Genomic DNA, 12,977 nt, shown 5'->3' on the forward strand with positions numbered 1-12,977 from the left:
GGAATCAGACGTCGACTTCGATGGAGTCGCCGTGCAGCTCCATCAGCTCGCGCCGCGCGGCCGCTTCACCCTTGCCCATCAGCTTGTTGATGGCGCCTTCGGTGTCGCCGAAGTCCAGCTCGCCGTACTGCACCTGCAGCAGGCGGCGCGTCTCGGGGTTCAGCGTCGTGTCCCAGAGCTGCTCGGCGTTCATCTCGCCCAGGCCCTTGAAGCGGCTGATGCTCCAGCTGCCTTCGCGCGTGCCCTCCTTGCGCAGCTTGTCGAGGATCGCGGTCTGTTCGCCCTCGTCCAGCGCGTAGAGCTTGGCCGCGGGCTTCTTGCCGCGCGCCGGCGCATCCACGCGGAACAGCGGCGGCCGCGCCACGTAGACGTGGCCGGTGGCGATCAGCTTGGGGAAGTGGCGGAAGAACAGCGTCAGCAGCAGCACCTGGATGTGGGCGCCGTCGACGTCCGCGTCCGAGAGGATGCAGATCTTCCCGTAGCGCAGGCCGGACAAGTCCGGCTCGTCGTTCTTGCCGTGCGGATCGACGCCGATGGCCACCGAGATGTCGTGGATCTCGTTGTTGGCGAACAGCCGGTCGCGCTCGACCTCCCAGGCGTTGAGCACCTTGCCGCGCAGCGGCAGGATGGCCTGCGTCTCCTTGTCGCGGCCCAGCTTGGCGGAACCGCCGGCGGAGTCGCCCTCGACCAGGAACAGCTCGTTGTGCAGCAGGTCGGTGCTCTCGCAGTCGGTCAGCTTGCCGGGCAGCACGGCCACGCCCGAGCTCTTGCGCTTCTCGACCTTCTGCGCCGCGCGCTGGCGCGTCTGCGCCTGCTTGATGACGAGCTCGGCCAGCTTCTTGCCGTGCTCGACGTGCTGGTTGAGCCACAGCTCCAGCGCCGGCTTCACGAAGGCCGACACCAGGCGCAGCGCGTCGCGCGAGTTCAGCCGTTCCTTGGTCTGGCCCTGGAACTGCGGATCCAGCACCTTGGCCGACAGCACGAAGCTGGCGCGCGAGAACACGTCTTCCGCCATCAGCTTCACGCCTTTCGGTGCGAGGGCGTGCATCTCGATGAAGCCCTTGATCGCGCCGAACAGGCCGTCCTTCAGCCCGGACTCGTGCGTGCCGCCGGCCACCGTCGGGATCAGGTTCACATAGCTCTCGCGCATGACCTGACCCTCCTCGGTGAAGGCCACGCACCAGCTCGCGCCCTCGCCCTCGGCGAAGTTCTCGCTCTCGGAGGCCGTCGCGAACTGCTCGCCCTCGAACAGCGGGATCAGCGGATCCGCCGGCAGCGCCTGCATCAGGTAGTCGCGCAGGCCGCCCTTGTAGGTCCAGGTCTGCGTCTCGCCGGTCTTCTCCTGCGTCAGCGTCACCGTGACGCCGGGCATCAGCACGGCCTTGGAGCGCAGCAGGTGCACCAGCTCGCCCTTGGGCAGGTCGGCGCTCTCGAAGTACTTGCCGTCGGGCCAGACGCGCACCGTCGTGCCCTGCTTGCGGTCGCCGGTCTTGAGCTCGGCCTTGCGCGTAGCGACAGGCTCGATGACGTCGCCGCCGGAGAAGGCCAGCGTCGCGACCTGACCCTCGCGATAGACCGTCACCTGCAGCCGCTTGGCCAGCGCGTTGGTCACCGAGACGCCCACGCCGTGCAGGCCGCCGGAGAAGCTGTAGGCGCCGCCCGAGCCCTTGTCGAACTTGCCGCCGGCGTGCAGTCGTGTGAAGACGATCTCCACGACCGGCACGCCTTCCTCGGGGTGCAGGCCGTAGGGAATGCCCCGTCCGTCGTCCTCGATGGTGATCGAGCCATCGGTATGCTGGATGACGGCGATGCGCTTGCCGTGACCGGCCAGCGCCTCGTCGGCCGCGTTGTCGATCACCTCCTGGATGATGTGCAGGGGGTTGTCGGTGCGGGTGTACATGCCCGGGCGCTGCTTGACGGGCTCGAGTCCCTTGAGGACGCGGATCGAGCCTTCGCCGTAGCTGCCAGGAGCGCTGCCGGTGGAAGTGACTGCTTTGGTTGCCATGGGGCGGGATTCTATGCAGCGTCGGCGACGCTTCCGGACGCCTGCGGGCACGGGTCGTTCCCATGGGGGTTTCCACCCCCACGAGACGGCCTTCGCGCGCATGCCGCACGCCACACGCGCTCCCGCACGTCCCGTTACCGCTGGAGCCCCGACGGCATGGGAGCGCTGACGTAGCATCCGCCGCTTGTCCGCACGCCCCCGCCCGACTGGTCCGATGTCGCTCCTGCCCCGTTCCTCGCGCCCGCTGCTGGCGCCCCTGCCCCCCCTCGCCCTGGTGTTGGCCGCCCTCCTCGGGGCGGGGCCGGCCCGGGCTGACAACTACAAGGCCAGCCCGGAGATGGCGATGGAGCTGCGCCACGCCCGCTGGTTCGACGGCGAGAAGCTGCAGAGCGGCACGCTCTACGTCGAGGACGGCCGTTTCGTCGAGAAGCGGCCCCGCAAGGTCAACCGCCTGCTGGAGCTGCGCGGCCAGACGCTGGTGGCGCCGCTCGCCGACGCGCACAACCACAACCTGCAGAGCGCCTGGGGCCTGGACAAGTTCGGTCAGGATTACTTGCGCGACGGCGTGTTCTACGCGGCGATGCTGTGCGCCGACCCGGCCGCGATCGAACCGATCCGCGCCCGCATCTCGCAGCCGGAAGCGCCGGACGTGCTGTTCGCCACCGCCTGCATCACCTCGTCGGACGGCCAGCCGCTGGCGATGCTGCAGTCGGGCACGCCGCCGATGGCGCTGGACCAGATCGTCGACAAGGCGGTGCTGGTCATGGACACGCCCGAGCAGGTCGGCCAGAAGTGGCCGCTGATCGCCGGCCGCCACAGCGACCTGATCAAGGTCATCATGAGCTACCACGACCGCCCCGAGCTGCGCCAGGTGCCCGAGCAGCGCGGCCGCCTGGGCGTGACGCCCGAGGTCGTGGCGGAGGTGGTCCGCCGCGCGCATGCGGAGCAGCGGCGCGTCGTGGTCCACATCGAGAGCGCCGCCGATTTCGCCGCCGCCGTGCGCGCCGGCGCCGATTTCATCGCCGAGTTGCCGGGCTACTTTCCGCAGCATGGCGAGGATCCCGAAACCCATCTGATTGCGCCCGACGTCGCCGCCCTGGCCGCAGAGAAGAAGATCGGCATCATCACCGCGACCGTGGCGACGCGGCTGTTCCAGCCGGCGCCGGAGCTGCTCGCGCGCATCGAGGCCGTGCAGAAGCAGAACCTGGAGCGGCTCAGGACGGCCAGTGCCCAGTTGCTCGTGGGTTCGGACCTGTTCACCGGCAACGCGCTGAGCGAGCTCCACCACCTCGAGCAACTGGGCGTGCTGGACAAGCCGGCGCTGTTGCGACTGGCCACGGTGGACACGCCGAAGGCCCTGTTCCCGCAACGCAAGCTCGGCTGCTTCCAGCCCGGCTGCGAAGCCAGCTTCCTGGTGCTGATCGGCAACCCGCTCGAGGACCTCGACGCGCTGGACAAACCGCTGCTGCGCATCAAGCAGGGCCGCGTGCTGACGCAGCTGGAGGACGTCGCCGCGACGGCGGGCGAAGAGAACAACGCGCTGAACTCCGCCGCCGGCGCGCAGAAGAAGTCCTCCGGCAAGAAGTCCGGCGCGAAGTCCACGAAGAAATCGTCCAACACGAAGGCCAAGCCCGCGGGCAAGACCACCAAGGGCACGAAGACGAGCGCCCGCAACGCCGCGACCCCGCGCGCCTGAACGCCGCGGGCCCGCCGATCGATCGCCCTTCGGAGGGAGCGCGGCGGCCCCGCGTCATCCAGGCGTCAGCGGAACGCGCATGAAGCCATTACATTGACCGGATGAGCGCGATGCCGATCTCCCCTTCCTCCTCCCGCACCCTGTCGATGCGGCAGGTGCTGATCTGCGGCGCCGCGATCGTCACGCTGTCGATGGGCATCCGCCACGGCTTCGGCCTGTGGCTGACGCCGGTCACGATGGACCGCGGCTGGACCCGCGAGGCCTTCTCCCTCGCGCTCGCCGTGCAGAACATCGCCTGGGGCGCCGCCGGCCCCTTCGCCGGCATGCTGGCCGACCGCTTCGGCGCGCTGCGCGTGCTGATCGCCGGCGCCCTGCTCTACGCGGCGGGGCTGGCGCTGATGGCCGTGTCGTCGTCGACCGCCGGTTTCCTGGGCAGCGCCGGGGTGCTGATCGGGCTGGCCCAGTCGGGCACCACCTACGCGGTCATCTACGGCGTCATCAGCCGCAACGTCTCCGCGGAGAAGCGCTCCTGGGCCATGGGCGTGGCGGCGGCGGCGGGCTCCTTCGGGCAGTTCCTGATGGTCCCGGTCGAGAACTGGCTGATCGGCTACACCGGCTGGCAGAACGCGCTGTTCGTGCTGGCGATCGCCGCCTGCCTGATCATCCCGCTGGCCTTCGGCCTGCGCGAGCCGGCGCGCGACGCCGTCCACGGCGCGCACCACCAGAGCATCGGCCAGGCGCTGCGCGAGGCCTTCGGCTACCGCAGCTTCCAGCTGCTGATGCTGGGCTACTTCGTCTGCGGCTTCCAGGTCGTGTTCATCGGCGTGCACATGCCCAGCTACCTGAAGGACCACGGCCTCACGCCCCAGGTCGCCACCAACGCGCTGGCGCTGATCGGCCTGTTCAACGTCTTCGGCACCTACGCTGCCGGCACGCTGGGCCAGAAGCTGCCCAAACGCTACCTGCTGTCGGGCATCTACCTGCTGCGCTCGATCGCGATCATCGTCTTCCTGTCCGTGCCGCTGACGCCCGCGAGCGTCTACGTCTTCGCCGCGGTGATGGGCGTGCTCTGGCTGTCCACCGTGCCGCCCACCAACGCGATCGTGGCGCAGATCTTCGGCGTGCAGCACATGTCGATGCTGGGCGGCTTCGTGTTCTTCAGCCACCAGATCGGCAGCTTCCTGGGCGTGTGGCTGGGCGGCAAGCTCTACGACGCGACGGGGTCCTACGACGTCGTCTGGTACCTGGCCATCGCGCTGGGCGTGATGGCGATGCTGGCCAACCTGCCGGTGCGCGAGACCGCGATCACGCGGCACGCCACGGCGGCCGCCTGACGGCGTGCGACGGAGCGACACGATGACAGGCAGGCGACGCGGACTCTGGCGGATCGTGGCGTGGCTGGGCGCGTGCGGCGTGCTGGCGGCGGTCTTCCTGGCCTACGCGCAGCCCTCGCTGATGCAGCAGCTGGGCGATGCGATCTGGGCCTGTTTCTGATCTACCTGATCCGGTTCCCGAACCGGGCTTTCTCTCTGACGATCTGACGACGAATACAACCAGCGCCACGAGCGCAACGACAACGGAGACAACATGGTCGTGATCATCACCGGCGCCTCCGACGGCATCGGCGCCGAACTGGCGCGTCAATGGGCGCGGCGCGAGGGCGCCAAGCTCTCGCTGGTGCTGGCGGCGCGCAGCGTCGACAAGCTTGAGAAGGTGGCGGCGGAGTGCGAGTCGCTCGGCGCCCACACCCGCGTGCAGCGTTGCGACGTCGAGTCGCAGGAGGACTGCCAGGAACTCGTGCGCACGACGCTGGGGGCCTTCGGCGCGATCGACGTGCTGGTCAACAACGCCGGCATGTCGGCGCATGCGCTCTTCGACCAGGTCAAGGACCTCGCCTGGTACCAGCGGCTGATGCAGATCAACCTGTGGGGCTCGGCCTGGTGCACCCAGGCCGCGCTGCCGGCGCTCAAGGCCAGCAAGGGCCGCATCGTGGCGGTCTCGAGCCTGGCCGGCCTGCTGGGCATCCCGGGTCGCACCGCCTACAGCGCCAGCAAGTTCGCGATGACCGGCTTCTTCGAGGCGCTGCGCACCGAGGTCGCGGCCAGCGGCGTCAGCGTGACCATCGCCTATCCGGGCGTCGTCGACACGCAGATCCGCTATCGGGGCTTCAACGCGCAGGGGCACGCCTCGGGGCTGAGCAGCCTCGACGAACGCGGCGCGATGCCGGTCCAGGAGTGCGCCAGACTGATCCTCGACGGCACGCTGGCCCGCGAGCGCGACATCGTCATGACCGCCAAGGGCAAGCTGGGCCGCTGGCTCAAGCTGCTGGCGCCGGCGATGGTCGATCGCATGGCGATGAAGGCCCTCAAGAAGGAACAACGCCCCGCATGAGCTTCTCCTCTTTCCCCAGCCCCCCGTTCCCGAGCGCCTGGGTGCTGCGCTGGGCGCAGGCCTGGCGCGACCGCGACGGCGTCACGGCGCTGGACCTGGCCTGCGGCTCCGGCCGCCATCTGCGCCTGCTGACGGGCGAAGGCGTGGCCGTCACCGGCGTCGACCGCGACGCCGCGGCGCTGGCGACGCTCGCCGGGCTCTCCGACCGCGTCGAGCTGATCGAGGCCGACATCGAGCAGGGACCCTGGCCGCTGACCGACCGCGTCTTCGACGTCGTGCTCGTCACCAACTATCTGTGGCGCCCGCTGCTGCCGCGCGTCATCGAGGCCGTCGCGCCCGGCGGCTGGCTGATTTACGAGACCTTTACCGATGGACAACAGACGGTCGGCCGGCCCGCGCGACCGGACTTCCTGCTGCGGCCCGGCGAGTTGCTGGCCGCCGTCGACGGCCTGCGCGTGATCGCCTACGAGGACGGTTTCATCGAGGCGGAGCCCCCCGTCACCGGGGGCGGCGCCGTCAACGGCCGGTATGTCCAGCGCGTTGCTGCCGTTCGGGAGAACCGGCCCGCCGCCGGTGCCGCGACCGCAGCCGGCCTTGACGGCGGCGGCGGCAGGGGCGGCGACAGCGATGTGCCGCCTGGGGTCTACCCGAGATACCGGCTGCGCTGAGCGCGCAGGCCCGGAAGCGCCCCGGCGCTTCAGTAGAATCCGCCGATCCAGAGGAATCCTCAATGAACGCAATTGTTGGCAGCATCGTCGCGCTGGTCACGCCGATGCATGAAGATGGCCGCATCGACTTCGATGGGCTGCGCAGCCTGATCGACTGGCACATCGACCAGGGCACGGACGTCATCGGCGTCGTCGGCACGACCGGCGAGTCCCCGACGGTCACGATGGAAGAGAACCGCGAAGTCATCCGCGTCGCGGTCGAGCACGTCAAGGGCCGCAAGCCGGTCCTCGCCGGCACGGGCGCCAACGCCACGGCCGAGGCCATCGAGCTGAGCCGCTTCGCCAAGCAGGTCGGCGCCGACGCCACGCTGTCGGTCGTCCCCTACTACAACAAGCCCTCGCAGGAAGGCATCTACCAGCACTTCAAGGCGATCGCCGAGGCGGTCGACATTCCGATGATGCTGTACAACGTGCCCGGCCGCACGGTGGCGGACATGTCGGTGGAGACCACGCTGCGCTGCGCCTCGCTGCCCGGCGTGTTCGGCATCAAGGACGCGACCGGCAACGTCGAGCGCGCCGCCTGGCTGATCAAGCACGCCCCGCAAGGTTTCAGCATCTACTCGGGCGACGACGCGACCGCCATCGCGATGATGCTCATGGGCGGCCGCGGCTCCGTCAGCGTCACCGCCAACATCGCGCCCAAGGCGATGCACGAGATGTGCATGGCCGCGATCGAAGGTCGCGTGCGCGAGGCCACCGCGCTGCACTTCCAGCTGCTGCCGCTGCACAAGCAGCTGTTCTGCGAACCCAGTCCCGCCCCGAGCAAGTGGGCCCTGAACAAGCTGGGCCGCTGCCCCAACAACCTGCGCCTGCCGCTGACGCCGCTGACCGCCGCCGGCCAGGATCTGGTCGAAGGCGCCATGCGCGAAGCCGGCCTGCTCTAATCACCCCCGGCCGGCGCGCGCCGGCCGCACCCTTTTCCTTCAGCGGCCGCGGGCCGCAGCGACCTACCTCGGAGATCTCCAGCGTGACTCGTTCCCTTTCTGAATCCGGCGCGCCCACTCCGGTGCGCGTGGCCTGCCTGATGGCGCTGGCCTCGCTGACGGCGTGCAGCACGTTCGAGAGCATCACCAGCAGCGACAAGGTCGACTATCGCACCCAGGCCAAGCAGACCACCGGCCTGGACGTGCCGCCGGACCTGACGCAGCTGCCCAAGGAAAACCGTCCCACCGGCCCGATCAGCGCCGCGCAACTGGCCGCACAGCCGAACGCCCAGCGCCAGGCCGTCGCCACCGCCGGAGCGCCCGTCGCGCTCGACAAGGCCGGGACGATTGAATTCCACCGCCTGGGCAACGCCCGCTGGCTGCACAGCACGCTGCCGCCGGAGCAGCTCTGGCCGCAGGTCAAGGGCTTCTGGCAGGACCGCGGCTTCACGATCGAGTCCGAGGACCAGAACGTCGGCCTGATGGAAACCAACTGGGCCGAGAACAAGGCCAAGCTGCCGCAGGACTTCATCCGCAAGACGCTGGGCTCGCTGCTGGATTCGCTGTACTCCACCGGCGAACGCGACAAGTACCGCACCCGCCTGGAGCGCAACGAGCAGGGCGGCACCGACATCTACGTCACGCACCGCGGCCTGGTCGAGGTCTACACGAACTCGCAACGCGACGACACCGGCTGGCAGCCGCGCCCCTCCGATCCGGAGCTGGAAGCCGAGATGACCTCGCGCCTGATGCTCAAGCTCGGCGGCAAGGAAGAGGACGCCAAGACGCTCGTCGCCAACGCGCAGCAGCCGGCGCCCTCCTTCGCCGAAGCGCCGCGCGGCAACGCACCGCGCTCGCTGGCGGACGTGCCGGATCAGCTCAAGATCAACGAGGACTTCGACCGCGCCTGGCGCCGGGTCGGCCAGTCGCTGGACCGCCACGGCTTCACCATCGAGGACCGGGACCGCAAGCAGGGCCTGTTCTTCCTGCGCTACGCCGATCCGAACCAGGCCGGCAAGGAAGAGCCCAACTTCTTCCAGCGTCTGTTCGGCGCGACCAGCGCGTCCACCGCGGTGCGTTATCGCGTGTCGGTCAAGACCGAGGGCACGACCTCGACCGTCATGATCCTGGACGACAAGGGTCAGCAGCAGACCAACGAAATGGCCAAGCGCATCCTGCAACTGCTGATGGAAGACGTGCGCTGATCTCCCTGGATGGCGGACCACCGTACGCCATCAGTTTGCGCAAAACAAAAACGCCACCTTCGGGTGGCGTTTTCATTGGCGAGCCATTCGTCGGGAGCGACCGGCCACATTCGGTTGGGCGAGGCTAGGTAAACTCCACTCTAATACCAGCGCGGGGCGCTCAGCGCGCGGATTCCCGAAGCGGGGAAGAGGCAAAGGCGATGGGCCTGGGACAGGCAAAAGGACAGGCAAAGAAAAAGCCGCAAGGGCGAACCCTTGCGGCTTTCTCAGGACGAGAGATCGTCTTAGTTGCTGGCGGCCGAAGCGGGCGCAGCAGCGTCGGAAGCGGCAGCCGAAGCTTCCACAGCCGGGGCCGAGGCCTCAACAGCGGGAGCCGAAGCTTCCGGAGCCGGGGTGGCCACGGGAGCAACGACTTCTTCCTTCTTGCCGCAAGCGGTCAGGGCAACAACGGCCAGCAGGGAGGCCAACAGGATCGACTTTTTCATACTTGTCCTCAAGTAACTTTTAGACGAACAATCAATTACCGGTAATTAATGAAGTCGTACCAGATGACAAGTACGAACTTCAGCAGACCAAGACGTGAGAAACCTCGAGCGCTTCCCCCGCCTAGCCAGCAATTATAGCCACCAGTTTGTAATCTCCTTACAAGCCTAGGGTGCTGCTGGCGAACGAGTCGGCAGACCGTTGCTCAATAGCGTCAAACCACTCGCGGGCCATGGCTTCTTCGCGGGCGTCTTGTACCGAAAGAGAGGCCCGCGCCGGCGTCCACAGCTTCATCGTCAGCAATCCGGGTGCCAGCAGCAGGCCCATGGGAGCGGGGGTGCTGCGCTCCGCGAGGTCGGCGGGATCGAAGGCGCGCGCCTGCACCACATGGTCATGCGCCTGGCGCCACTGGACGAAACGAGGATGGACGCGCCGCAGCGTCTCGTAGTCATGGGCTGCCAGCAGGCGCAATTTGCGGTGGGGCAGCGCCCATCGATGCAGGGCATCCAGCAGCGCGGGATCGGACAGCGGCCAGTGGGCGAAGTCCGGGTCCAGCCAGCACAGCTCGCGACCGCCCTGCTCCGCAGCCCGCTGCAGCGCTTGCTGCAGCATTTGCCGGACCTCCGCGGCGGTTTCGACGAGTCCGGGCGTCAAAGCTTCTGGCATCGTGGGTTCCGGCGACATGTCGAACTCCTCATGACGTTGGCGTGGGATGGAGGCGGGACCGGTCAGGCGGGGTTCACCCACCCGTCCTCGGTCCACTGATCCAGCAAATCGCGTGCACCGTCGCTCAGTTTCGCGACCTCGGCAGGAGACAGCGCTCGGCTGTCCGCCATCCGGCGCATCAGCGTCGCATCGCGTCCGCCGGCCCGGAAGGATTGTCCATTGATGAAGACATGGGCCGCGTCGTACATCATGCGGGTGCGGGCGCTCAGCCGCGCCCCCTGCCCCGGCGGCAAGGCGGCGCCGGGTTCGAAGAAGACGCGGGGCTTGGGCTCGGTCAGCGCCTCGCCCAGCGCGCGCTCCAGCGCCAGCGGCTGCGAGGCCGCTCTCAGCACCGCTTCGCGCGCAAAGGCCGTCAGCGCCTCGGGAATGCGTCCCGGCTCGCCGGTCGCCGGCTGACGGGGGTCGACATACATCCGGTCGCCGCGCGGCGCCTCCTCGTCGTCGGTCAGGCGGACCAGCAGTTCATTGGCCAACTCGCTGCGCCAGGGCGAACGGAAACCCACCGAGGCGGTCATGCAGCCGCCGCCGACGGCCACGCCGTCGTGCGCCCATCCCGGCGGCAGGTACAGCATGTCGCCGGGCTCGAGCACGAAGTCCTGCTCCGGCTCGAAGTCCGCCAGCACCTTCAGCGGGACGTCCTCGCGCAGCTCGCCGGTGGTCGACACGCCCAATCGGCCGATGCGCCAGTGGCGACGGCCGCTGACCTGGATCAGGAAGACGTCGTAGGAATCGAAATGCGGACCGACGCCGCCGCCCTCGCTGGCATACGACAGCATCAGGTCGTCGAGCCGGGCCTCGGGAACGAACCGGAAGCGGCTCAGCAGCGCCGCGGCCGGCTCGACGTGCAGATCCAGCCCCTGCACCAGCAGTGTCCATTGCGGCTTGCTCCAGGCGGGCAACTTGGCGATCGGGCCCTGGCGCATCGTCCAGCGATCGCCGTCCTGCTGCGACACGAGTCGGGATTCCACCTCGTCGCTGGCCGCCAGCCGGGCCAGGCCGGCGCGATCGATCGGCGGCACCACGCCGGGCAAGGCCTGGCGCACGAGCAGCGGCTGCTTCTGCCAATGGCGCTTCATGAACTGCGCGGGGCTCAGGCCGCCGAGCAGCGGCAGCTTCGCGTCGATGTCGATGCCGGAGGCGCCGGAAGCGGCCGGGGCTCGCTTGGACGGGATCGGGGATGTCTGGGGGGACTTGGACTTGGAGGTCATGGGCGCGCATTGTCTGAGAGAATTGCGCGATGCAAATCACTGCCCCCTGCGTCGTCTCCCTGACTTGGAGACTCGAGGACGCCCAAGGCCAATCCGTCGAGGTGCTGGACCCGCCGATGGAGTTCTTTTACGGCGGTCAAGACCTGTTCACGAAGGTCGAGGAAGCGCTCGCCGACAAGCTTGCCGGCGACGAGGTCAGCGTGGCGCTCGAGCCCGAGGACGCGTTCGGCGACTACGACAGCGCCCTGGTGTGCTTCGAGCCGCGCGAGGTGTTCCCCGAGAACGTCGATGTCGGCATGCAGTTCGAAGGACTGCCCGAAGGCGCGTCGACGCCCGACATGCCGGCCGACCGCATCTACACCGTGACCGAGGTTTATCCGGAGCACATCGTCCTGGACGGCAACCACCCGCTGGCCGGTGTCGGCCTGCGCATCCACGTGACGGTGCACGATGTGCGCGAGGCCACGGAGGAAGAGCTGGAAGCCGGCTCGCTGGGCGACTCTGGCTTCACCGTTGCCACCGGCCTCACCGCCGGGCCGGGGCCGGATGAGCCGATCCACTGAGCCCCGCCGAAGTCCGAATCCATGGAAGCCCCGCGATGCGGGGCTTTTTGCTGTCTAGACGCCGAGCAGGCGCCACCGCGCCTCCAGCGAAGCGAGCTCCGGTTCGGCATGGGGATCGCCTGCTTCGGCCGCCAGGGCATACCAGCGCCGCGCGGACTCGACATCCGGAGGATCCTCACCGATGCCGAAGCCGTATCCCCGGGCGACTTCGAGCTTGAAGTGCGGATCGGGCTGGTGCATGGCCAGGGCCATCATGTGCTTGAAGCGCATGCGCATCGCATCCTGGACGGACTGGTCGCCGATCATCAGCTCATAGGCCTTCAGGAATTCGATCTGGGTGTCCCCGTCGTCGTCGCGGGCGATCGCTTCGGCTTCGGCGAGAAGGCGCCCGACCGTCGCGGGATCCTTGTCGCGACTGGCGAGCGACAGGGCCATCGCGACGAGCGCCCAGACCTGGCCCTCCTCGATGGCTTGATGGAGCAAGCGGTCGACGAGTTCCTCGTCGCCATTGACCGCTGCGTCCAGGTAGTCCATCCGATCGATCACGGCCCGCCTCGTGCTTCTTGTACCCGCGACCTCATTGCTGCGCTCGCTCCCGGAGCTCCGCAGGCGCCATCGTCGTCACCGAGATGGCCCGGACTCCGCCGATCGGGGAATGCAGGGACAGCAGCATGTCGTCTCGCCAATATTCGAGGACCTCATCATTCATGCTGTGTGAGCGCCGCCATCCGCGGCCGTCGATGAACGCGACCATGACAGTCTCCGGAGGCCGGCCCAGCGGCGCCGACAGCGCCACCCTCCCGAACCAGCGATGTTTCCCCGACCAGTCCACAGGCTCGCAATTCGCCAAGGGAGGCTGCGCGAGTTGCTCGCAGAGAAGGGACAACTCCCGTTCGATGCGCTGTCGGGCTTCAGAACTGAACGTGCCGAGAGTCTCCCGGTTCCTGGCGGGCCCGGTGACGAATACAAAAACGACGTAGATCGCCAGCGCGATGGCGCCGAACACCTTCACATGGACCTTGATGCGCATCTCCCCGCTTCCTCAAGAC

14 protein-coding genes are annotated in these 12,977 nt (G+C 68.4%); 8 read left to right on the top strand and 6 right to left on the bottom strand.

Annotation, left to right across the window (positions count from 1 at the left end):
* Positions 1-4: 4 nt before the first annotated feature.
* Positions 5-2,005 (bottom strand): DNA topoisomerase IV subunit B, encoded by a 2,001-nt coding sequence (locus AC07PR_RS04960; RefSeq protein WP_495134582.1) that lies wholly within the window; start codon positions 2,003-2,005, stop codon positions 5-7.
* 214 nt (positions 2,006-2,219) lie between these two features.
* On the opposite strand from AC07PR_RS04960, the gene AC07PR_RS04965 reads away from it, so the two are divergent.
* The 7 genes from AC07PR_RS04965 to bamC all read left to right on the top strand — a co-directional run bounded on the left by AC07PR_RS04965 (position 2,220) and on the right by bamC (position 8,948).
* Positions 2,220-3,701: an amidohydrolase family protein gene (locus AC07PR_RS04965; RefSeq protein WP_495134583.1), complete on the top strand. Its 1,482-nt coding sequence runs from the start codon at positions 2,220-2,222 to the stop codon at positions 3,699-3,701.
* A 110-nt stretch (positions 3,702-3,811) separates the two neighbouring features.
* Positions 3,812-5,035, top strand: a complete 1,224-nt coding sequence (locus AC07PR_RS04970; protein ID WP_495134584.1) for an MFS transporter — start codon at positions 3,812-3,814, stop codon at positions 5,033-5,035.
* 22 nt (positions 5,036-5,057) lie between these two features.
* Positions 5,058-5,195 carry a hypothetical protein gene (locus AC07PR_RS04975; protein ID WP_377155534.1) on the top strand — a complete coding sequence of 46 codons (138 nt, stop codon included), beginning with the start codon at positions 5,058-5,060 and terminating at the stop codon, positions 5,193-5,195.
* 93 nt (positions 5,196-5,288) lie between these two features.
* Positions 5,289-6,092, top strand: a complete 804-nt coding sequence (locus AC07PR_RS04980) for an SDR family oxidoreductase (RefSeq protein ID WP_377155535.1) — start codon at positions 5,289-5,291, stop codon at positions 6,090-6,092.
* On the top strand, positions 6,089-6,760 hold the full coding sequence (locus AC07PR_RS04985; RefSeq protein ID WP_495134585.1) for a class I SAM-dependent methyltransferase: 672 nt from the start codon (positions 6,089-6,091) through the stop codon (positions 6,758-6,760). The genes AC07PR_RS04980 and AC07PR_RS04985 overlap by 4 nt, the downstream gene beginning before the upstream one ends.
* Before the next feature lie 62 nt (positions 6,761-6,822).
* Positions 6,823-7,704: a 4-hydroxy-tetrahydrodipicolinate synthase gene (dapA, locus tag AC07PR_RS04990; RefSeq protein ID WP_483106056.1), complete on the top strand. Its 882-nt coding sequence runs from the start codon at positions 6,823-6,825 to the stop codon at positions 7,702-7,704.
* An 83-nt stretch (positions 7,705-7,787) separates the two neighbouring features.
* A complete protein-coding gene (gene bamC / locus AC07PR_RS04995) occupies positions 7,788-8,948 on the top strand; it encodes an NlpB/DapX family lipoprotein (RefSeq protein WP_377155537.1) in 1,161 nt (386 codons plus the stop codon).
* A gap of 284 nt (positions 8,949-9,232) precedes the next feature.
* Here the strand turns inward: bamC and AC07PR_RS05000 are convergent, their stop codons facing one another.
* The 3 genes from AC07PR_RS05000 to AC07PR_RS05010 form a co-directional block, all read right to left on the bottom strand.
* A complete protein-coding gene (locus AC07PR_RS05000) occupies positions 9,233-9,433 on the bottom strand; it encodes a hypothetical protein (protein WP_082938518.1) in 201 nt (66 codons plus the stop codon).
* Positions 9,434-9,590: 157 nt separating this feature from the next.
* Positions 9,591-10,115, bottom strand: a complete 525-nt coding sequence (locus AC07PR_RS05005) for a hypothetical protein (protein ID WP_377155538.1) — start codon at positions 10,113-10,115, stop codon at positions 9,591-9,593.
* Positions 10,116-10,159: 44 nt separating this feature from the next.
* On the bottom strand, positions 10,160-11,287 hold the full coding sequence (locus AC07PR_RS05010; protein ID WP_495134847.1) for a cupin domain-containing protein: 1,128 nt from the start codon (positions 11,285-11,287) through the stop codon (positions 10,160-10,162).
* A gap of 107 nt (positions 11,288-11,394) precedes the next feature.
* Between AC07PR_RS05010 and AC07PR_RS05015 the strand changes: the two genes are divergently transcribed.
* Entirely contained in the window at positions 11,395-11,928 is a 534-nt protein-coding gene (locus AC07PR_RS05015; RefSeq protein WP_431103091.1) for an FKBP-type peptidyl-prolyl cis-trans isomerase, read from the top strand.
* A gap of 54 nt (positions 11,929-11,982) precedes the next feature.
* Here AC07PR_RS05015 and AC07PR_RS05020 read toward each other — a convergent pair whose 3' ends face one another.
* Complete coding sequence (locus AC07PR_RS05020) at positions 11,983-12,474, bottom strand: hypothetical protein (RefSeq protein WP_495134586.1); 492 nt, start codon at positions 12,472-12,474, stop codon at positions 11,983-11,985.
* Between the two features lie 31 nt (positions 12,475-12,505).
* Positions 12,506-12,958, bottom strand: a complete 453-nt coding sequence (locus AC07PR_RS05025; protein ID WP_495134587.1) for a hypothetical protein — start codon at positions 12,956-12,958, stop codon at positions 12,506-12,508.
* Positions 12,959-12,977: the final 19 nt, after the last annotated feature.

It is taken from the genome of Roseateles sp. GW821-FHT09H11, from assembly GCF_059415845.1.